14 protein-coding genes are annotated in these 21,569 nt (G+C 66.1%); 3 read left to right on the top strand and 11 right to left on the bottom strand.

Features of this window, described 5'->3' with window-relative positions; translation table 11 throughout:
• Together FM105_RS10455 and FM105_RS14560 are read right to left on the bottom strand one after the other, a co-directional pair.
• The gene (locus tag FM105_RS10455; RefSeq protein WP_087007953.1) at positions 1-1,056 is read right to left on the bottom strand and encodes a 4Fe-4S binding protein; all 1,056 of its coding nucleotides are present in this window, start codon (positions 1,054-1,056) and stop codon (positions 1-3) included.
• Positions 1,043-2,713, bottom strand: coding sequence for a hypothetical protein (locus FM105_RS14560; RefSeq protein WP_143275871.1), 1,671 nt, complete (start codon positions 2,711-2,713; stop codon positions 1,043-1,045). The genes FM105_RS10455 and FM105_RS14560 overlap by 14 nt, the downstream gene beginning before the upstream one ends.
• Positions 2,714-3,111: 398 nt before the next feature.
• On the opposite strand from FM105_RS14560, the gene FM105_RS10450 reads away from it, so the two are divergent.
• Positions 3,112-4,419: an ISL3 family transposase gene (locus tag FM105_RS10450; RefSeq protein WP_087007951.1), complete on the top strand. Its 1,308-nt coding sequence runs from the start codon at positions 3,112-3,114 to the stop codon at positions 4,417-4,419.
• Between the two features lie 42 nt (positions 4,420-4,461).
• Here FM105_RS10450 and FM105_RS10445 read toward each other — a convergent pair whose 3' ends face one another.
• The 9 genes from FM105_RS10445 to FM105_RS10405 all read right to left on the bottom strand — a co-directional run bounded on the left by FM105_RS10445 (position 4,462) and on the right by FM105_RS10405 (position 18,870).
• A complete protein-coding gene (locus FM105_RS10445; protein WP_087007950.1) occupies positions 4,462-7,848 on the bottom strand; it encodes a UvrD-helicase domain-containing protein in 3,387 nt (1,128 codons plus the stop codon).
• The gene (locus FM105_RS15015; protein ID WP_087007948.1) at positions 7,845-10,742 is read right to left on the bottom strand and encodes a PD-(D/E)XK nuclease family protein; all 2,898 of its coding nucleotides are present in this window, start codon (positions 10,740-10,742) and stop codon (positions 7,845-7,847) included. Before FM105_RS15015 ends, FM105_RS10445 begins: the two co-directional genes overlap by 4 nt.
• Before the next feature lie 163 nt (positions 10,743-10,905).
• The gene (locus tag FM105_RS10435; protein WP_143275870.1) at positions 10,906-11,472 is read right to left on the bottom strand and encodes a hypothetical protein; all 567 of its coding nucleotides are present in this window, start codon (positions 11,470-11,472) and stop codon (positions 10,906-10,908) included.
• A 103-nt stretch (positions 11,473-11,575) separates the two neighbouring features.
• Positions 11,576-12,391, bottom strand: a complete 816-nt coding sequence (locus tag FM105_RS10430; protein WP_087007945.1) for a carbohydrate ABC transporter permease — start codon at positions 12,389-12,391, stop codon at positions 11,576-11,578.
• Entirely contained in the window at positions 12,384-13,415 is a 1,032-nt protein-coding gene (locus FM105_RS10425; protein WP_256970337.1) for a carbohydrate ABC transporter permease, read from the bottom strand. The genes FM105_RS10430 and FM105_RS10425 overlap by 8 nt, the downstream gene beginning before the upstream one ends.
• Positions 13,402-14,769 (bottom strand): ABC transporter substrate-binding protein, encoded by a 1,368-nt coding sequence (locus FM105_RS10420; RefSeq protein WP_087007941.1) that lies wholly within the window; start codon positions 14,767-14,769, stop codon positions 13,402-13,404. The genes FM105_RS10425 and FM105_RS10420 overlap by 14 nt, the downstream gene beginning before the upstream one ends.
• A 96-nt stretch (positions 14,770-14,865) precedes the next feature.
• The gene (locus tag FM105_RS10415) at positions 14,866-16,326 is read right to left on the bottom strand and encodes an NtaA/DmoA family FMN-dependent monooxygenase (protein ID WP_087007939.1); all 1,461 of its coding nucleotides are present in this window, start codon (positions 16,324-16,326) and stop codon (positions 14,866-14,868) included.
• A gap of 94 nt (positions 16,327-16,420) precedes the next feature.
• Complete coding sequence (locus FM105_RS10410; protein WP_087008401.1) at positions 16,421-17,473, bottom strand: aldo/keto reductase; 1,053 nt, start codon at positions 17,471-17,473, stop codon at positions 16,421-16,423.
• A 161-nt stretch (positions 17,474-17,634) separates the two neighbouring features.
• On the bottom strand, positions 17,635-18,870 hold the full coding sequence (locus tag FM105_RS10405) for an acyl-CoA dehydrogenase family protein (RefSeq protein ID WP_087007937.1): 1,236 nt from the start codon (positions 18,868-18,870) through the stop codon (positions 17,635-17,637).
• A 226-nt stretch (positions 18,871-19,096) separates the two neighbouring features.
• Between FM105_RS10405 and FM105_RS10400 the strand changes: the two genes are divergently transcribed.
• Complete coding sequence (locus tag FM105_RS10400) at positions 19,097-20,293, top strand: ABC transporter ATP-binding protein (protein WP_256970336.1); 1,197 nt, start codon at positions 19,097-19,099, stop codon at positions 20,291-20,293.
• Positions 20,294-20,456: 163 nt separating this feature from the next.
• Positions 20,457-21,503 carry an NAD(P)-dependent alcohol dehydrogenase gene (locus FM105_RS10395; protein WP_087007935.1) on the top strand — a complete coding sequence of 349 codons (1,047 nt, stop codon included), beginning with the start codon at positions 20,457-20,459 and terminating at the stop codon, positions 21,501-21,503.
• The last annotated feature ends 66 nt before the right edge of the window (positions 21,504-21,569 follow it).

Here is a 21,569-nt window from a genome sequence, read left to right as displayed (position 1 = left end):
CTACTTCTCCGGTTCCAGAATCCCCCCAAGCCCACGCGGAATATCCACCGGCCGCCCAAGCGCAGCTTCTATCTGGCTTCTAATTGAAGTAGAGCCGAAATGAGGTGTCAACTGGTCCAGGACCTGAGCAGTAAATGGCTTTCTATTCCAAACGAGCAACAGCATTGCACCAGCGGTCGCCGTCCTAATTTTAAGCTCCAGCACCCGATCAATATCAAGAACCACCTGCCAATAGCCCTGCCGCTCGCGGGGCAAGCCACCACATACGACCAAAGGCACCTGGTCTGCTATCGGAATACCATAACGACTTTCAAGTACCGCAACATCGTCAAGGCTTGCTCGCAACGCTTCCAATGAATCGAACCCGAACTCAACCTCAAGCGAGCCGAGGGCTCCACCCTTCGTCGCGTACGTTCCATCCATCCTTGTATGTACGTCACCTTTTCGACTCAGTGATACAGAGCCTCCAGCGGCCACCAAAAGCGAACGAACTGCCGCCTTCTGAACTGCTTCGGAGGAATTTTCCAGTACTTCCGTAACGCCAACAACACCGATGTCTTTAGCGATAGGCTCTGCCGATTCAAGCGTGGGGAGCTCTGCGATCTGATCCTGCTGCTCAAGTTGGCCCGCCGAAAGCGGCATAGTCTTGGTTCGAGGAGTACTTTCCTGTGATTGATCAGTCGCGACTGTCGCAATCCCTTCAAGGACCGAGATCGCACCAACCGGGCATCGTGCGACGCAGAGACCACAACCAATGCACGTATCAGGGTCAATTTTCGGAGTCTCTAACGTGGCATCCCAGCCGATGGCGTTAACCGGGCAGAGCACACTACTCAGGTCACCAGCTAACGCATCTATACCAGGGACGCTTTGTTCGGATTCTCCAATTTTCCGGCACGGCTCGTCCGCGCACGCAATGCAGCTACTAACGCAATCAGGGCCATTTGGAAAGATCCATTTTGCGGGCGCTGATGCACACTCCTTGACGACTCGCTGTGGGACTTCAGTTAAGAGCCGAAGATTCTTGCGGTCTCCTTTGTGTTCAAAGATCGACATTTACTATTCCTTTCGAACGGCCAATTTCAGATAGATCAATCTTATAGTTTCCGCGGGTTGCGCTCACCGCCAGCTGAAATAGTGATTCCAATCCAATTACGCCTATCCTAAGTCTATACGTTGAATAGATGTCATCTATAATTTTTGCAACCTCTGCCCGCGCGTTCGGCAGGTTGTACCCAACAACGAGGGAAGAAGTGTTCCGCTGGGTGGGATGAGTCTCTCTCGACAGTAATATTACCTTGTTCTCCAGGGCTTGACGTACTGCTTTGAGGGAGAGGTAGAGTTCTTCGGTTGGAGACTTGATTTCAATCGGAATAGATTCTTCCGAGTCCTTAATCAGCGCATCCCATCGCGCTCCATTATCGCCTTCTCGCGATTCTCTGCAATCAAGTCCAAGTAGCGTGAACAGGTCGGCCACCAAAGGGTAGAATTGATTTTGCTTGTCGTTTACTCGCGAGTTGAATAGTAGACGCGAAGCATCTGCAATCGTACTCGTTTTTGCTACGGCATCTTCTATGAGGCCTCTGAGTTCGATTAGGCTGGGTCGTTCAGCAACGGGTAATTTCTCAGAGGTGTGTGCAAAAGCAGATGCACCTAGAATTGTGCCTTCGAAAGTAGATTCAATGCTCGACTCTCGTTTGTCGGAATGCGTCTCGTGTTTCGCTGTTTCCTGGACCACTTCCTGATTTCTGATATCGGGAGTAAGGCCAAGAGCCTCATTCACCGTGTCTGGCCACAGTGTTTGATAGGGAGAGAAGTTCAGCTCCCTGCCTTTCAGCAGCGGCGCAAGTGCATCAGAGTCCGATTTTCTCCTAGCTCTTACTGAATCCACATTAAATCCAGCGCGTTCGAGCATTGAATAGACGCCGGCCCTGATTGCAGGCGCTTTTAAGTTCGGCTCCAGTGCATTGAAATCGCTCAGGCGCAGATCGACCATTGATAGATATTCACGGAGCTTTGTGGCTCCTTTGTCCGTAATCTTAATGCAGCTTAGAGAGCGGTTGTACAACGTCCTGTCTCTTATTCCGGTTTCAATCCAACCATGTCCGCTCAGTTGGCCGATAGGTAGTCGGGTACTATTGTCCACTGATGTAGGTTTCATATTCAAACGTTGGCATAAGTCATTAAAAGCGTCTGATAGTCGAGAATAGTCACCCCTAAGGCTTTTGATCTTTTCAATCATGCCGTCGTATGAGCTCTCGTCGATGTCGTCGCATGACATCGGGCCGAGGCACAGCTCGTGCTTATACATAGTGCCACCGAGATCCCGTAAGGCGCGAAGCACTAGTGGGTAAAACCGTACATTTTCCGTATATTTGACGTTTTGACTGTTTTCTGTCGGGTTCACAAAGCCCAGCAAGGATTCCTCAGCAAGTGCCAAGGCTCCCGCGAAAGTGCTGTTTCCAGCACAGGATCCGATGAACGTGAAAGCTAACGGATACGAGGCCGATCGATCTGCAGGCGCGACCCATCCGAGCATTCGGAACACTTCGGCATACATCTTCATGTTCATTTTGGTGGAGTTCAGAGAATCACTTCGTGAGGAAGTAATTTCAAGTGCCTTATCCCCCGTGTATCCGTATGCGGTGAAGAGATTAGCTTCTGCCATGACATGGCCCATGTCACTCGTGGTAAAGCGCTTTGCATCTTTCAAAGCGCGATACAATACCTGGAAGCTTCCGACCTGTGTCTCAATGTTGGACCCGGGATTCCTGAATCGTAGCATCTGCTTTCCTTTCATCACCGCGCAAAACGCTTATTCAACAATCTTCTAGAAGGATTTCTCGGTGATACGTTCGAGGGTGGTGGCAACGTTTTTCAACAGGCTTTTCCGGACCGGTTCTCCCTTACCTGATGTGGCTCGCGGGTCACTGCGGTATCCTGCTGTGTTTCGGAGTTGCATTTCGCCTAATTCTCTTTAATGCGAATATTTGACAATAGAGGCTCTTCTCGTACGAGGGTGTAGTCCGTTGAGCGCGTCGCTGTCCGTGTAGGAGTCGAGGTCTCCCTGAAGATGGAAGTTCCTACACTGCCCATCCGGAAGACCTCGACATGTCCCACCCTACTTTTGATGCGCCCTGCCTGACCACGTTCTGCCGCCTCGACGAGCTCGGTCTCCAAGCCGTCGGACAACACCTGGAACCCGACCGAGCGATGTTCCAATGCCGAGTCGTTGAACCAGACCAGTGGTGCCAGCACTGCGGATGTGAGGGGACGCCACGGGACACGGTGGTGCGCAGGCTCGCGCACGAACCCTTCGGACACCGACCCACGACGCTGCTGATCCGCGTGCGTCGTTACAAGTGCTCAGGATGCGGCCGGGTGTGGCGCCAGGACACGACCGCAGCGGCGCCGCCGCGGGCAAAGATCTCCCGCGGCGGTCTGCGATGGGGACTGGAAGGACTCGTGGTGGACCATCTGTCCATCTCCCGCGTCGCGGCAGGACTGGCCGTGTCATGGTCGGCCGCGAACGACGCGATCCTCGCTGAAGGCACACGACAACTGATCGATGACCCCCACCGCTTCGACGGTGTCACCACGATCGGTGTCGACGAGCACGTGTGGCGCCACACGAAGCGTGGCGACAAGTACGTGACCGTGATCATCGATCTGACCCCGGTGCGTGAGAAGACCGGACCTGCCCGGCTGCTGGACATGGTCGAAGGCCGCTCCAAAGCAGTCTTCAAGCGGTGGCTGGCTGCACGCTCGCAGCAGTGGCAGAACGGGATCGAGGTCGTTGCGATGGACGGATTCACTGGGTTCAAGACCGCCGCCGCCGAAGAGCTTCCCGACGCTGCTCCGATCATGGATCCATTCCATGTGATCCGGCTTACCGGGGACGCGCTGGAGAACTGTCGGCGCCGTGTTCAGCGCGATGTGTTCGGTCGTCGGGGTAGGACTGGTGATCCGCTCTACCGGGTCCGCCGGACTCTGCTGACAGGAGCGGGTATTCTCATCGAGAAGCAGCATGCGCGACTCGAGGAGGTGTTCGCCGACCAGCGCCATGTCGAGGTTGAAGCGACCTGGGGTGTGTATCAGGACATGATCACCGCGTATCGGGAGACGGACCGCGGGCTGGGGAGGTTCTTCCTGCAGCACACGATCGACCGGATCTCCACGGGGGTGCCCGTGCAGCTGGTCGAGGTCCGCAAGCTCGCTCGTACGCTCAAGCAACGAGCCGCTGACGTCCTCGGCTATTTCGATCGGCCCGGGACCAGCAACGGCCCGACGGAGGCGATCAATGGCCGACTCGAGCATCTGCGCGGGATCGCGCTTGGGTTCCGGAACCTGAGGCACTACATCGACAGGAGTCTGCTCGAAGCCGGCGGTTTCAGACCTCGACTACACCCTCGTTCGTGAAGAGCCACAATAGATCGTGTTGGGCTTGAATTTTTAGTTCAGCTACCACAGTGTCACCGACATCACCTCGCCTCGCAGCGGCAGGTGTACCAGTACTTCTTGCGGCGCCTCCTCCGTCGTCGCTTCGAGCGCAGCGGCGTACACGGCCAGCTGCCCCACGTAGTTCTTCCGCACATGTCCCAGCGGATCTGTTCCCGGGTACGACTTGTGGTCGACCAGGACGTGACCGCCACCCGCCAACAGGATCCGCGTATCGATCCAGCCGTCCATGACCTGGTGGTGCTCGTTGCGCCAGGCGATCGGTTGCTCCGTCAGGAGCTGAGAACCGGGATACGTCTCCTCCACCCACCGCGCCCAGCGCGCGCCCGCTTCGCACAGCACGTCTGGCTGCACCACATCGCCCACGCCCCAGCGGTCGATGATCCGGATCGCGGCCTCCCGCGCCATCGACTCCGGCATCGCTTGATGTGGGATCGCCAAGTACGCGTGCACTGCATCGCCCACGACGTCCCAGTCAACGCCCCCGCGTGCGATGAGCGGCTCCCCCAGCGTCGCGACGACCCGGATCTCCGCATCGATGCCGTCTGAGACCGCGCTGCTGGCCGTGAACCGCGCGGGCACGCGTTCGTCGCCGTCCTGCGGCCTGCGTATCGGCACGTCGGTCCGCGCGAAGAACGACCGAGGCACCTCCCGATCCCACGCGCCAGTATCCCCAGCGGTCGCGTAGTTCCGGATCGTGATGGGCAGGTCAGTGAAGGCTGACCCGTCCTCACTCCGTCGCAGGTCGTGCACGCGCACGATGCCAGGCCCGTCCTCAGCTGGCTCGTCCCATTCGATGACCGGGACGTCGCCAACGACCGCATCGTTGAGCGCGTTGCCCTGTCCATCAGGGCTGGATGCCGCGATGATCCCGTGGAACCGGGCCCGCGTGAGACCCACGTACAGCAGTCGGGCCGTCTCCCGCTTCTCGACCTCAGTCCCCGCGGCCACCACGCGACTGCCCTGCCAGGCCTCCTGCATCGCGGGGAAGGACGCGAGCACGTGCGGCAGGAAGCTGATGGTCCGGCCCGCCAGCGGCTCCTCCACCCGGAAGTCCTCTGCCTTCTGCACGCTCACGGCCCGGTGCCTCCGGTCCTTCGCCTGCGGGATGCCGGTCACGACAACCGGCCACTGGAGGCCCTTCGATCCGTGCAGCGTCAGGACCATGACCTCGTCGTGCGGTTGCGCGCCAGTGCTCGTGCTGGCCTCGTCGACGATGTGAGCGAGCATCCCCATTGCGCTCATCGGGGTGCGCGTCGACCGGGCGCGCTCCTCGTACTCGACTGCCAGCTGCCGCAGCCCGTCCAGGGTGGCGAGTCGGGCCTCGGGCGCGGTCCACCCCTTGATCCGCTGGGGCAGGTCCAGAGCATCGATCACCTCGAGCAGCAGCTGCGCAGGCGCCAGGTCGGAGACCCGCCCGCGCAGATCCGCCAGCGCTCGCAGAGTCTCGTCCTCCCACCACGTCCGGGAGTGTGCTCGCCGCTGCTCCACGTCGACGATCCGTGCGGCGTCCTCGAACCACGAGGTGTGCGCGGCGTGATCCGGCAGCAGGGTGACGAGCTCGGCGAGGGACACCGTGTCCGCCGGGTCCACGACGGCCGCCAGCCCCGCCCGGACCAGCTGTCCCTCGCGCGTCTCCAGCAGCGGCACAGCGGCACCTGTGGCGGGCACTCCGCGGTCCCGGAGCTCGCTCACGACCCGCGTGACCTCAGTGTTCGACCGGACGAGGACGGCGATGTCGCCGGGCACCACCGTCCGGTGCCCGCCGCCCATCGCGGGCACCTGCGGCTCCCGTTCCAGGAGATCGACGATCCCCTGCGCGATCGTGACCGCCAACCGGGAGCCGGCCTGAGGGCTACCGCCCTTGGCGCTGTCGGCCACCCACAGCTCGCGACTGCCCTCATTCCGCAGGTGCTCACGCTGCGGCGGTATGGACAGGACGACCTGGTCCTCCGGCTGATCCGCGAACACGGAGCGGAACACCGTGTTGCTCAGTTCCAGCGGGGGCAGCGAGGACCGCCACGAGAATCCCAGGGTGTCCGTCTGCGCCGGAGCCAGCGTGTCCGTGCCTGCGAGCATCGCGTCGAAGACGTCGTCCATGAGCTGTGGGTCCGCGCCGCGGAAGCTGTAGATCGCCTGCTTCCGGTCGCCCACCCAGATGACGTCGTCGACCAGCTGGGCCAGCTCCATGAAGAGTGCCAGCTGGAGCGGCGAGGTGTCCTGGAACTCGTCGACGGCCAGCAGCCGGTACCGGGCCGCGACGGAATCCCGCACCCGCGCATCCGTCCGCAGCAGGTCCAGCGCCCGGACCTCCTGGTCGACGAAGTCCATGACGCCCAGCTGCTCCTTGAAGTCCCGGTAGGCGTCCAGCGTCTGCACCGCCGTGTCGAACACCAGCCGGATGAGGCCCACGACATCGTCCTGGAAAGCGGGGTTCGCCAGCAGTCCGTGCGTCACGGATGCGCCGCTGGAGTCTGCGAGCACCGCCTTCGGCACCGTGCCGGGAGCCTTGCCGCCACCGGCCGCGGCGAACTCCCCGCGGGCGATCCTCGCCCAGTCGTCCCACGGCACCGCTGCCAGGTCCTCCGCCGTGCCCGAGGCCCCGCCCAGCTTCCGCACGAAGGCGTCCAGCGTGAGGATGCTGCCTTCCACATTGCCGCGGCTGCGACCGATGGTCACGGTCTGCGCGCGGGTCTCGATGCGCTCTCCGGGAGAATCCGTACCCGCGTCCCCGTCCAGCATCCGCAGTGCGTGTCGCAGCACGTCCACGTCCTCGACCAGCAGGTCGCGCCACCGGCTGCGGTCGTCGCTGCCGGTCGCGGGGACGAGGCGGAGAAACTCCCGCACTGAGGCCTCGGCGGAGGTTCGCAGGTCCTCCGCATCCAGGTGGTTCGTGCGTGCGGCCGTCACGATGTCGTTGACGAGGTCCGCCCACGCAATCGGGCCGCCCCATGCCGGGCCTCCCCCGGCGTCTCCGTTGTGGCCGGTGCGCAGCAGGAGGTCGCGGTGGGTGACCTCGGCCTGGGCGATGACATGGTCCGCGGCCGTGCGGAACACCCTCTGCTGCTCCTCCTCGTCGAGCACGCGCACCTGCGGCGAGAAGCCCGCGTCGATCGCGTAGTCAGTGACGATGCGACCGGCCACCGAGTTGACGGTGCCGATGAGGGCGGTGCGGATCTCCTCGGCGGCGACGATGTTCCCGTCGTCCAGGAGGCGCTGCTGGGTCTTCTCGACGAGGTCGGCTGCGGCCCGGACTGTGAAGGTCGTCGCGATGATCTGGTTCGCGCGCAGCGGCGTCTGGGCTGTGGCATACAGGCGGCGTGAGAGTTCCTCGGTGAGACGGTGGGTCTTCCCGGAGCCCGCCGAGGCCGTGATGATCGTGACGGTCATGAGTAGTCCCCCAGCAGTCCGTAGAGTCTCGTGAAGTCGCTGTACTGCTGCCTCTCCTGGATGAGCAGCCGGCCATCAACCTGAGCCGCGTCGCGCAGGGCGGCGAGTGCCTTGTTGAAGGGCTTCTTCTCGTGTCCCACGCCCGTGTCCGTCGCGAGGTATGTGTCCGCAGCCGGTGCGTCGAACGTGCCCTGGGAGATGTGCGTGAGCGTGTGCGCGACCGACTTCCGGATGCGCGGCCAGAGGTGCGCGGGGTCGCCGGGGGCGCGCGATTCGCGGTCCAGCTCCTGGTCCGCAGAGACGAACACTGCCTGCTTGAGCATGTAGTACGCGGTGAGCGGCGCGGTGTCCGGCCGGTCGAGGGCCTGACTGTAGATGCTCAGCTGGACGGCCTCTCCCTCGTTCACAGCCTCCCGGTACGTGCGCGGTGAATAGGTCCACTTGAGGTCGATGACGGCGGGGCGGCCATCAGTCAGCTGCGCGTCCAGATCCCGGAAGCCCGTGAGCTCGATCGTCCGTGGGACGCCGGCGATGTCGAGGGTGATCTCTGAGCGGAACTCCGACTCGGCGCCGGTGACGTGCAGGCCGCGATCGGCGAGCGTGCGGAACAGCTCCGTGAGCGAGTCCAGCGTCGTCGTGCGGACGGACTCAAGCCGGGCGCGCGAGCCCGGCAGCAGGAGTTCGGATGCGAAGCGGGGGACGAAGCGATCGAATACCTCCTGGACGTCCGACCGGGTGGGGACCGCGCCGTCGTCTGCGGCACCGGAGACCACGAGGTGTTCGACGACCGCGTGGACCAGCAGGCCCAGCATCCGGTTGTCGGTGGGTACCAGCGCGCCGAGTCCGGCGGAGAGATTCAGCCCGTACCGCAGCGTCCAGCTCAGCGGGTCGCGGAGCAGCCGGTCGATCTGCGTGAACGAGAGGCGCTCCGGCAGCAGGTGCGTGAAGTCCCCGCTCAGTGAGCGAGAGACGCGAGTGGGCGGAGCCGGGATCTGCTGCGGGACGACAGCAACGTCCAGGCTCCGGTCCCGCAGCGACCACGTCTGGCCCTGCGTCTGGGTCGGGATCGGGTGGGCGAGCGCGGGTGAGGAGAGCACGTCGTGGACAGCCCGGGCGGTCTCGCCGAAGAGGTCGGTGCGGGTCTGTGCGAAGCGACCGGCCAGGTGCACAAGGGCGGGGTGGAGGTGGCGCTCCTGGCCGCCGACGGTCTCGGCATGGAATGCACAGACGTGCGTGGCGCGGGACAGACCGCGCAAGGCCGCTGCCTGTGCGAGGCGCTCGTGCTGCGCGGCGGGCGTCACGGTGGCACCGGTGGCCGACAGGGCTGCGATCTCGTGGGGATCCCAGAGCTCCCGTGCGGATGCCCCGTTGTTGTGCGCCGACCACCACAGAACCGTGTCTGCTCCAACTGGCACCTGCGAGGGTGCGGTGACGACCGTCCAGGGGGCGGCCTCGGCGGGGGCGGCGGCTGCCGTCGCGGCAGGGGCGCAGGCTTCGACGATGTCGTCGAGCTCGCGCACCACGAGTGTGTCGGTGCCGACCAGGTCGATGGTCTGGAGGAACGAGGACACGTGCGCGGCCGCCGCCGTGAGGTAGCGCGAAGGCCGGGCGCCGCCCAGCCGGCGCAGGCGATCGCCCAGCCAGTCGACGGCGGTGATGAGCCGGTCGAGGTGCACTCCCGCGTCGGTGACGCGCACCGGGTCCGTGCGGAGGAACTCGTCGAGCGTCTGGGCGATGGCCCAGGCGGACTGGGCGCGGGGATCTGGGGCGGTGGCTGCGACTGCAGGAGGCTCAGTCTCTGTCGGTTCGGTGGCGAGCGGAGCCTCGGCAGCGGTCCGCAGGTCCTCGAGGGCGCGCATCCATGCGGACTCCGGGTCGCTGGAGATCCCCGCCTCCTGGCCGAGTGCCTGGAGGAGCGCATTTCGCGCCGCGGATGGGACGAGGCCCACTGACCGGGTGGCGGTGGGCTGGGTGCCAGCCTCGGCCTCGGCGTCGGTGGTGATGCGGAGCGCGAGGAGCTCTGCGATGCGGTGGACGTCCAGCGGCGGGATGAGCGCGGTGAGGAACAGCGGGAGCAGCTGCGCGGCGGGGTCGGCAGCGGTGGTGGGAGTGGCGCCCACAGTGGGGAGGCCTCGGCGGCGGAGCTGCTGGTCGAGGACAGCGGTGTCGTCGCCGGCGATGATGACGACGGCGCTGGGGTCCGGCGCGGTCGCGAGGAAGCGTGCGGCGGATTCGGCCGTCGACCACTCGTCCCGTCCGCGGGAAACGGTCAGGTCAGCGAGCGCGAGGGGTGCCTCCTCCGTCCAGGCGATGTCGACGCCGCAGTCGGCGAGCAGGTCCAGGAGCGTGCGCCAGAGCGAGGGAAGGTCGCCGCGGGCATCGGCGACGTCGACGCGTTCGATCCCCAGCGGCCAGGACGAGGCGTGTCCACCGTCGACTAGGCGGCGGAGGTGGTCGAGGACATCGCGGAGATGGTCCGCCGGGCCGGGAGCCAGCGTGGCGCGGGTCTGGCGCGGGGACCCGACCACCACGAGCTCTTCGACCGCCGCGAGTGCCGCGAGCCGCGGCTGCGCGGCGGCACCTTCTGTTGGCGCGGCATGAGGGTCGTGGGGCCAGCCTGCGGCGATCGCGTCGTCGCGCAGGTTCAGGACCGTGCGGGCGGTGTTCCACGGGTCCAGGGCGAAGGAGTCGCGGTACCAGGGGTGCCCCACAGTGGCCATGAGTGCGCGGTACTGCGCGGTGCGTTGGGGACTGCCGGCGTCAGGTCCGGTGAGGCCGAGCCGTGTGCGGAGCAGGGCGAGGAAGGCGGACGAGGAGAGTGCGGTCTGATCCGGGTGGGATGCGGCGTTCGGGGCCGCCGCGTGCCCGACTCCGTGGCTGAGAATGATGCGCATGACGTCCTTCCCCTGAGGAAACGCGCGTGCGAGATCGCACGTCGACACTGGTGCTCACATTAGCGCGGGTGGCAGCAGTTGTGAGCGAGAGATTTCATGCCCTCCGAACGTCTGCGTGGACGCGTTCGTCAGGCTGTTGCCAACAGGCGCCGGCGCACCTGACTCACCCCTGGGGCGAGGTGTTCTTCTCCTCCAGTTTCGTGCCGCCGCTGAGGCACCACTTCTTCCCAGCTGAATCTGCGAACGCAACTTCTGTAATCATCGTCTGACCTTTGCCCTTAACAAGGAAGTCTGCGGCCTCGTTCGACCGGTCAAGATCAATGAGGGCTCCCCAGCCGTACTCGGGGTGGCTTGGCACAACGAACCTACCGGGAGGAAGCGCTCCTAGCTCAAGAGACGGGTTCTCGGAACTGCCGTTCAATCGCTGGCTATCGACCTTGACATTGTAAATTGGCTTGGTCGAGCCGTTGTACAGGAAGATGGCCCATTCCTCTTCCTTCCCGCGTTGAGTCAGCCTCGCCCCGAGCACGAAGACAAGTTCTGCCTGCTCGCGCTCAATTGCCTTCTTCCTATCGTCATCTGCCTTCTTCCTATCTTCATCACGTTTTTGCTCAACCGTCAGCAACCGCGAGCTCACGCGCCACGCGACAAACGCAGCAATCACCGCCAAGATGCCCCCGATTGATCCAACCCACTCGGCAAGCGACCCCACATCGTTCAATGCTTTCACCACCGTGATCCAAACCGCCCGACTAGCACTCTGCCAGTAGTATCAAATCAGGAAGGTCGGCGGGCAACACGTGTCGAATAGCGGCTGGTGCCTGCTGACCCCCTCACTTCACCGCGCCCGTCGTCAGCCCGTCGACCAGGTAGCGCTGGAGCAGCACCGCAATGGTGAAGACCGGGAATACCGCCACCAGTGAGGACACCGCGATCCGGCCGAAGTCCTGGATCCGCTCGCTGAGCATTCCCGCCAGCAGCACTGGGACGGTCTGCACGTCCTCGCTCTGGGTGAGGAACGTGGCGAAGAGGAACTCGTTGTAGTTGAGGATCGCGACGATGACGCCCACCGCGATGAGCGCCGGGGCCAGCATCGGGGCCACCACACGGACGAGCAGTTGGAAGTCCCTTGCCCCATCGAGCCGGCCGGCTTCCTCGATGTCCACCGGAATGCGGCGGATGAAACCGTCCAGCAGCCAGATCGCGACCGGGATGTTGACGAGCGCATAGACGATCGTGAGGCCCACGAGGGTGTTCGTGAGGCCCAGCATCCGCAGGAGCGTGAGCAGCGGAATGATCGCGACGACCGGCGGCAGCAGCCACGGGCTGAGGATGAGCCCGTTCAGCGCCCTGCCGCCGGTGCGGAAGCGCGCGATCGCCCACGCGCCGGGTAGTGCGAACACGAGCGTGAGTACCGCTCCCGAGGCCGCCGCGAGCAGCGAGTTGACCACGCCCTGCGGCACCGGCGAGTTCCAGGCCTTCGCCCAGTTGCCCCAGGCCAGCTCCGTGGGGACGAGGATTCCGGCGGAGATCTGCGCCTGTGTCATGAAGGAGATGGACACGAGGTAGAGCAGGGGCACGAGCACGACGGCGATGCTCAGGAGGACCCAGCCCTCGGCGATCCAGGACCTCTTCGCGCGTTCAGCCATGGCGCAGCCTCCTGACGATGAGGAACACGGGAAGGGTGACGACCGTGACGATGACGGCCAGCAGCAGGGTGATCGTCGCGGCCATGCCCACGTCGAAGCTCTGGAGCGCTGTGCGCCAGATGAGGTAGGCGGGCACCAGCGTCGACGAGCCGGGACCTCCCGACGTCATGACGTACACGAGGTCGAAGACCTTGAAGGCGAGGATGAGCCGGATGAGGAACGCCGCGGCGATCGTGCCGGCGACGGCCGGCAGGGTGATGTGCCCGAACAGCCGGACACCGCGGGCACCGTCGAGCCGAGCGGCCTCGGTGATCTCCGGGTCCTGGCCCAGCAGTGCGGTGAACACGAGGAGGACGACCAGCGGTGTCCACTCCCAGACATCCGCGATCCCCACGCCCACGATCGCCCACGTCGTGTCCGACAGAATCGCGTACGTTCCCGAGGCGGGCGTGAACCGGCTGATGAGCGTGTCCAGTAGCCCGCCGGAGGGACTGAAGACGAAGCTGAAGAGGATGCCCACGACCACGGGCGGGACAATCATCGGCAGAAGGAGCGCCGTGCGCACCACCGGCCCGGAATGCAGGGACCGGTGGAGCGCCACCGCCGTGATGACACCCAGCAGTGTGCTGGCCAGCGCGACTGCGAAGGCGTAGCCGGTCCCCAGCAGCAGCGACCCGCGGATGCCTGCCGAGGCGAGCGCCGTCTCGACGTTCGCCGTCCCGACGAACTCCTGGAAGGGCTTGCCCAGACTCGACTCAGTGAAGGCGGCCGAGGCAATGAAGACGAGTGGATAGGCGGCAAGCACCAGCAAAGTGAGCACGCTGGGGCTCACGAAGAGCGCCCGCTGCACCCGGCCGGGCACTGTCCTGCCCCGTGACTTCCGTCCGGACGTGGTCCGGCCGGAGGCGGGGGCGGTACCAGCAGGTCCGGAGTCTCTCGACTCCTTTCCGGCGTCGTGCTGTGGCCCGCCCGTCACCTCCTCCAGGACTTTGTCCGTGCGCACGGCCGGATCAGCCGTTGCCAAGGAGGCTCTCCCACTCCTGCTGCACCCCGTCCAGCGTCTCCTGCGCAGTACCGCGCTGGCCGGCCAGGTAGGCGGCGAGCTCGTCTGTGAGAATCTGGGCGGCCTCGGTCGCGTTCTCTCCTGTGGGCCAGGCGAGCGCACCGTCGAGGGTGGAGCGGTTGACCTCCTGGAGCTCCGGGAACTCCTCACCGTAGGTCTCATCCTCCAGCGAGGACACCCGGTTGGGGTCGATCCCCGTGGGCGGCAGCGCGGTGAGCAGATCCGCGTTCACCTGGCTGGACGCCGCCCATTCGATGAACTGCTGGGCCAGTTCCGTCTTCTCCGTGTTGCCGGTGACGACCCAGCTGAACCCGGCGACCAGCGAGGCCCGCGGGTCCTCCCCGGCCTCCGCCCGCGGCAGGTAGGTCACGCCCCAGTTGTCGACGACCTCGGACCCGGACTCCGGATCCTGCGAGCGGACGCCCAGGTCCGTCCAGTTCTCGATGAAGGCGACCTTCCCGGCGAACCAGGCGGAGTTGCCGGCTCCGAAGTCCGTCTCCGCCGGCGTGGGCAGGGCGTCGTCCCAGATGTCCTCGAGCGCCTCGAGTGAGGCGACGGCCTCCGGGGAGTTGACCACCGGTGCGCCGTTCTCGTCGAGGAACTCCCCGCCGAAGCCGGCCAGCCGGTTCGCGAAGCTGGCACCCAGGATCATGGGCGACTGCTCGCCGAAGACCGCGGCGCCGTAGACACCGTCCGAGGACTCGTTCTCCGTGATCGTCGCGACCTGCTCCGCGTACTCGTCCCACGTCTCAGGCGGCGCGTCGAAACCGTTCCGCTCGAGAATCTCCGTGTTGTAGAAGAGCGCGTGGATGTCGCCGTCGAACGGCAGCCCGTAGGTCTCCCCGTCCACCTGGGAGTACGGCTCCCAGATCGAGGGGATGAAGTCGTCGACGTCGATGTCGTCATTCGCCTCGACGTACTCGGTGAGCGGCTGGATGGTGCCGTCGGCCGCGAGGTCGCCCAGCGACACGTACCAGGGTGCCGAGACGTCGTAGACGTTCGCGCCGGACTGCTGGTCGAGGGTGAGCTGCGAGGCGATCTCGTCATACGGCACCGTCGTGACGTTGACGGTCACGCCGGTCTCCTCCTTGAACTGCTCGGACAGCCATTCGCCAGCGCCCTCGTGCGAGGCGTTCATGAGGAGGTTGAGCTCCTCCCCCTCAAAGTCGGAGGCGAAGGCGTCGCCACCTGAGCCTCCCGAGCCGCCCTGCCCGCACGCGGACAGGGTGAGTGCGGCAACGGCTGCCAGGGCGAGCACGGAACGTCCACGGGTGCGGGCGAGTCGGCGAGTGCGGGAGGGTGGCGTGCTGGTCATGTGAGTGTCCTCGGGTGGGGCCGGCGTCCTTCGCCGGTCGGCGATGAATGGAGAGTGGTGCGAGTGGTCAGGGCTGGCGGCTGAGGAGCGGGGTCCTCAGGCGCTGCGGGAGGCGAGCAGTTCGGCGCGGGGCGTCTCAGTGGCTTCCGCGCTCAGGTGGGCGAAGGCGCCGCGGTGGGCAGCGGCCGGGTGGGTCGCAGGCAGCCGGTCGGCACCCGTGAGCCGGCCGCGCAGCGTGGCCGGGCCGTCGCTGCCTGCCTGGGGCTCCACTGGGGTGCGAGCCAGGCCGCGCTCGCGCAGCACCGGCAGCACGTGGTCGATGAACTCGTCGTAGCTGCCGGGCAGCGTCGCGTTGATGACGTTGACGCCGTCGATCCCGGCGTCCTGCCACGCCTCGAGCTCGTCGGCGATCTGCTCCGGAGTCCCGACGATGCGGGTCGCCTGTGCGCGGAAGTGCGCGAGGTCGCGGAGCGTGACCTGTCCGTTCGGCGCCATCGCGCGCAGTTCGGAGAGGTGCCCCTGGGCGCCCTCCGTGTGCTCGAGCTCCTCGAGCGGGGTGTCGATCGGCAGGTGGCCGACATCGACGCCCAGGCTTCCGGCGGTGTGGGCGATGAGTGCGTGGACGTCGAGGGATTCGTCGAGGTCCGCCGCACGGGCCCGCGCCTCGGTCTCGGTCGATCCGATGACGAAGGACAGCCCCTGGATGAAGGCCACATCCTCTCGGCGCCGGCCCAGGCGCTCCGCACGGTCCCGGACGTCCCGGGCGTGCGCGGCGGCGATGTCGCGGCGGGGCGCCATCGAGAAGGTGGCCTCAGCATGGCGGGCGGCGACCTCGCGTCCGCGATCCGAGGATCCCGCCTGGAACAGGTACGGCGTGCGCTGCGGCGACGGCGAGGACAGGTGCGGCCCCTCGACGCTGTACCGCGGGCCCACGTGGTTGATCTTCGCCACCCCGGCCGGGTCGCCGTGCAGGCCGGTGCCGCGCTCGTGGTCCCGGGTCTTGTCCTGGAGCAGCGCGTCGTCGTCCCACGAGCCCTCCCACAGCTTGTAGCAGACGTCGAGGTACTCCTCCGCCCAGTCGTACCGGTCGGAGTGGAGGGCCAGATCCTCGCCACCGAAGTTCCGGTGCGCGTTCGCCGAGGCACTCGTCACCACGTTCCATCCGACCCGGCCGCCGGAGAGGTGGTCGAGCGTGGACAGCTGGCGGGCGAAGGCGAAGGGATGCGCCTGGATGACCGACGAGGTCAGCGCCAGGCCGATCCGATCCGTCACCGCGGCGAGGGCGGAGACCAGGACGAGCGGGTCGTTGGCCGGGATCTGCAACCCGCGCCGCACGTGGGAGGCCCAGCCGCCCTCGTGGTTGCCGTAGAGACCGACGACGTCCGCGAAGAAGGCGATGTCGAAGCCCTCGGATTCGAGCTTCTGGACGAGGGACACCCAGTGACCGAGCTCGTTGAAGCGGTGCTGTTCGGCCTCCGGGCGGCGCCAGGCGCCGCCGATGATGTGGCTCGTCGTGTTCATGAGGAAGGCCGAGAGGATCAGCGGCTTACGGGTCATGGTTCTCCCAGAGGTGCGGCAGGGTCGATAGCTGACTGAGGTGGGGCGGGGTGCTGCGGGCGGGCAGTCCCCGGATGGGGGCCTCGGGCGCGGGTCAGAGGTCGGAGGACACGGACCAGATGTTGATGCCGGACTCGCCCTGGGTGATCTCGTCGATCTCCGCGAGCTCCGCGTCGTCGAACGCGGTCGAGGACAGCGCACCGAGGTTCTCGTCCAGCTGGGCGGTCGAGGAGGCTCCGAGCAGGACCGAAGTCACTCCGCCCTCGCGCAGCAGCCAGGCGATCGCGAGCTGCGCGAGTGTCTGTCCGCGACGCTGCGCAACGGCGTTGAGGCGGCGGAGGCGGTCGAGGTTGTCCTCGCTCAGGTGGTGGTCGAGCAGCGAGGAGCGGCCGCCGGAGGGCCGTGCCTTCGGGTCGCCGAGGTACTTGTCGGTCAGCAGTCCCTGCGCCAGTGGGGTGAAGGCGATGGAGCCCAGCCCGGTGTCAGTCAGCGTGTCGAGCAGGCCGTCCTCGACCCAGCGGTTGAGGAGGGAGTAGGCGGGCTGGTGGATGACCAGCGGCGTGCCGAGGTCCTGCGCGATGCTCGCCGCCTGCTGGGTCCGCTCGGCGGAGTAGGAGGAGATTCCCACATAGCGTGCGCGGCCCGAGCGGACGGCGGTGTCGAGCGCACCGATCGTCTCCTCGAGGGGAGTGTCCGGGTCCACGCGGTGGGAGTAAAAGATGTCGAAGTGGTCGACGCCCAGGCGTCCCAGGGACTCGTCGAGGCTGGCGAGCAGGTACTGCCGGGAGCCGAAGTTCCCGTAGGGTCCGCGCCACTGATCCCAGCCGGCCTTCGAGGAGATGATGAGCTCATCGCGGTAGGGCCGGAGGTCCTTGGCGAGGACGCGGCCGAAGTTCTCCTCCGCTGCGCCGGCGGGAGGGCCGTAGTTGTTGGCCAGGTCGAAGTGTGTGATGCCGGAGTCGAAGGCGTGGCGGATGATCTCTCGCTGGGACGCGAAGGGCGTGGTGTCCCCGAAGTTCCACCACAGGCCCAGTGAGATCGGGGGCAGGAGGAGGCCGCTGCGACCCACCCGGCGGTAGCCGAACTGGTCGTAGCGATCCGCGGAGGCCGCGTACGGAGTGTGGGTCTCCGTGCCCCAGGTGGACACGTCGACGGGGCTGCTGCTCTGCGGGCTGGGGGAATCCTGGGCGGGCTGGTTCGTGGGCACGGTGGGTCCTTCGCGGTCTGGTGCATGGGTCCCGGGCGGTGTGAGAGTCCGGGCGGTGCGCGGGCGGCTGGGGCCTCGGGCGGTGTTGGTGCGGACGGTGGTCAGGTGTAGAGCGAGAGGGGCTGGGTCTCGCCGTTGAGGAAGTGGGCTCCGACCTCGAGCTTCTTGTAGTCGACCGGATCGTGGAGGGAGTGCGTGCGGATGTTGCGCCAGTACAGGTCGAAGCCGATCCCGGACGCGGTCGACGAGGTGCCGGTCGCCTCGAATATGCGGTGGGTGAGGTCGGTGGCGACGTCCGAGGAAACGACCTTGAGCTCAGCGATCTCGACGGCCAGCTCTCCGCGGATCTCAGTCGTGACATCGGCACCGAATGCGACGACCTCGTCGAATCGCTGGCCGACCTTCTCTGCGAGCGCGGCGACCGCCGTGGTGCGGGCCTTGAGCTCGCCGTAGAGGCGCTGGACGAAGGGGTCGTGCCGATACTGCTGGGCCTGAGAGAGGAACCAAGCGTTCGGTCGCCGGTTCGTGAGCTCCCGGCCTCGCGCCAGCGCGCCTTCCGCGATGCCCAGGTAGAGGTGGCCGAACGACAGCTGGATGCCCGGCGTCACGAGTGTGGAGAACGGCTCCTCGCCCAGGGCGCCCAGCACGTCCTCGGGTCGGACGAGCACGTCGTGGTACTTCACGGTGTTCGACGACGAGAGTCGCTGCCCGAGGAAGTCCCAGTCGTCGACGTACTCGACGCCCTCCCGTCCGTTCTCCAGCACGAAGGCGAGCACGGTGCCCGCCTCCGGGCCGTCAGCGATCGTCGCGTTGACGACGAGCACATCACCCACGGCCGAGCCCGTGGAGTAGCGCTTGGTGCCGGTGAGCCGGTAGCCGCCGTCGACGGGCGTGAGGACGAGGTCGGGGTCTGTGGGGTTGACGGAGTCTCCCCAGATCCAGCGACCCTCGATGGTGGCCCGGTGCCAGCGCTCGCGCTGGGCGGGGTCGACGACGGAGAAGACGATGTTCGCCGAGTTGATGTAGTGGTACGCGAGGACCTGGGCGATCGAGGCGTCGGCCCGGGCGATGATGCGGACGGCCTCGAACGCGGTGCTCCAGTGGCCGCCTCCCCCGCCCAGCTCTGCCGGCTCGAGGAGGGTGACGAGTCCGGAGTCCTTGAGCAGTCGCACCTCAGCGTGGGGCACGGCGTTCGCGCGGTCCCGCTCAAGGGCATCAGCGGCCAGGGTCTGTGCGACGTCCTGGGCGATCTGCGACCAGTGGCTGCGCTCCTCGGCCGGGGCGGTGGGTGTCCAGTGCGTCCGGCCGGGGGCGGTGCCGATGCTGCTGATCGTCATGGTGTCGTCCTCCGTCTGTGTGCGGTTCTGCGTCTGCGTGCGGTTCGTTGACCGCGCTGTTCGGGCCTCACTGTGCAGTGACGAGCGTCATGAGACGGGCGAGATCGTCACGAATGATTACGCAGCGTCATGCGTCGTCATGCACCGTCATCCCTGGTCACAGGGATTGTCGATGAATCGTGCGGTCGCTATAGGTTCAGTGCGCTACGACGAAGGAGGTCAGGGAATGGGCGCGGTCAGCTTCAAGGACGTGACGCTGCGATACGCAGGCACTGGGCGGCGGCGCCGTCGGCGTGCAGCACGGGGTGGTGCGGAGGTGGCCGGGACGGCTGCTGAGAGTACAGGTGCAACGGGCACAGGCGCACAGAGCGCTTCTGCGGCTGAGCGGCCGGCGCTGGCAGGACTGGACCTGGAGATCGCCGACGGGGAGTTCCTCGTGCTCGTCGGACCCTCCGGGTCTGGCAAGTCGACCGCTCTGCGGATCCTGGCCGGACTCGAGCAGCCGACGTCCGGCGCCGTCCTCATCGACGGGGAGGACATCACCGGGGTCGACCCGGCTGAGCGCGATGTCGCGATGGTCTTCCAGACCTACGCCCTGTACCCGCACAAGACCGTCGAGCAGAACATGAGCTTCGCGCTCCAGCTGGCCAAGGTGCCGCGTGAGGAGATCAGCCGCCGCGTGCGCCGGGCCGCCGAGCAGCTGGGACTCACCGAGCTGCTCGACCGCCGTCCCCGTCAGCTCTCCGGCGGCCAGCGGCAGCGTGTGGCGATGGGTCGCGCGATCGTGCGCGAACCCACCGTCTTCCTCATGGACGAGCCGCTGTCGAACCTCGATGCCCGCCTGCGGGTGCAGACGCGGGCGCAGATCGCCGAGCTGCAGAACCGTCTGGGCACGACGACCGTCTATGTCACCCACGACCAGTCCGAGGCGATGACCTTGGGAGACCGGGTGGCAGTGCTCCACGAGGGCGTGCTCCATCAGGTCGCCCCGCCGCGCGAGCTCTACGATCGGCCGGCAGACATCTTCGTGGCAGGGTTCATCGGCTCCCCTGCGATGAACCTGCTCACCATCACGGACGACGAGTTCGACCGGCTGGCGCCGGGCGGCACGCGTGGTGGCACCCGCGCAGATGACGTCGTCTTCGGTGTTCGACCGGAGCACCTCGTCATCACCCCCGACGATGCCGGGCTGCTCCTGCACATCGATCATGTCGAGGAGTTCGGCGCTGAGGCGTACGCCCATGGACGCCTGGTCGATTCCGCACACACGGAGCGGGTCATCACGCGCCTGCGCACCGATGATCGGCCTGCGCTGGGCGAGACGGTGCGCGTCGTTGCCGACCCCGAGCGCATCCACACCTTCGACCGCGCAACCGGCCAGCGCATCGAGGCGAACGTGACGGTGTCAGCCAGCGCAGTGTGATCGGCCGGGTCGGTCCGAATGGGCTCGCAGCGAGGCACGAGAACGCCGGCCAGCGGCACGCACAGAGACCTCCATCACATGTCCTTATGCGCATGGGGCGATGTTCCTAGAGTGAGAGGTGCACGGCGGGCTTCCGCCGGATCTCTCGTCGAAAGGACGTGCCATGCGCGCAATCGTGTTCGAGAACTTCAAGACCTTCCCCACTCTCACTGACGTCCAGAAGCCCACCCCCGGACCCGGCGAGGTCCTCCTCAAGGTCGCGGGAGCCGGCGCCTGCCACTCCGACGTCGCCATCTACGACGACTTCGAAGAGGGCGCTCCCGGCGCACAGAAGCCCCCGTTCGTGCTGGGCCACGAGAACTCCGGCTGGGTCGAAGAGGTGGGCGAGGGCGTCGACGGCTTCACGAAGGGCGACGCCTACCTGGTCTACGGCCCCATCGGCTGCCAGCACTGCCGCGCCTGCTCGCGCGGACAGGACACCTACTGCGAGAACGCCGCGACCAACCCCTACATGGGTGTCGGCCTGGGCCGCGACGGCGGCATGGCCGAGTACGTGACCGTCCCCGCGCGCAACCTCGTGCCGCTGGGCGACGCTGATCCCATCGATGCAGCACCGCTGTCGGATGCCGGCCTCACCCCGTACCACGCGATTAAGCTGGCGCTCCCCCACCTGGCTGGCGGCGGACGCTTCGCGCTGGTCATCGGACTGGGCGGGCTGGGCCAGCTGGGCGTCCAGATCCTCACGGCCCTCACCGGCGCCACCGTCATCGCGACGGACATGAAGGAGGACGCGATGGCGAAGGCCGAGGCCGCCGGCGCCATCACCGTCCCCGGCGGGCCCGATCAGGTCGCCCGCATCCGCGAGATCACCGGCGGCAAGGGCGTCGACGCGGCTTTCGACTTCGTGGGGGCCGCTGGCACCGTCAAGGTCGCGATGGAATCCATGGCGGTCAAGGGCCGCTGCACGATCGTCGGCATCGCCGGTGGGTCCTTCGAGTGGTCGTTCTTCACCAACCCCTACGAGGCAACGATCACGAACACCTACTGGGGCACGATCGAGGAGCTCCACGAGGTCGTCGACATGTACAGGGCCGGCCAGATCACGCCTGAGGTCGAGCGCTTCACCCTGGACAACGGCCTCGACGCCTACCGGAAGCTGCAGGCCGGCGAGCTGTCTGCTCGCGCCGTGGTGGTTCCGCACGGGGAGTGACAGTGCACCGCACACAAGCGCGAGCCGCCTGAGCTCTCAGCGTGAGTGGACGAACGTGGGGCCATG

The organism is Brevibacterium yomogidense, from assembly GCF_900163715.1.
Classification (GTDB): domain Bacteria; phylum Actinomycetota; class Actinomycetes; order Actinomycetales; family Brevibacteriaceae; genus Brevibacterium; species Brevibacterium yomogidense_A.
Note: the sequence above shows the minus strand (reverse complement) of the source record. Positions and strands in the feature narration are given on the sequence as shown.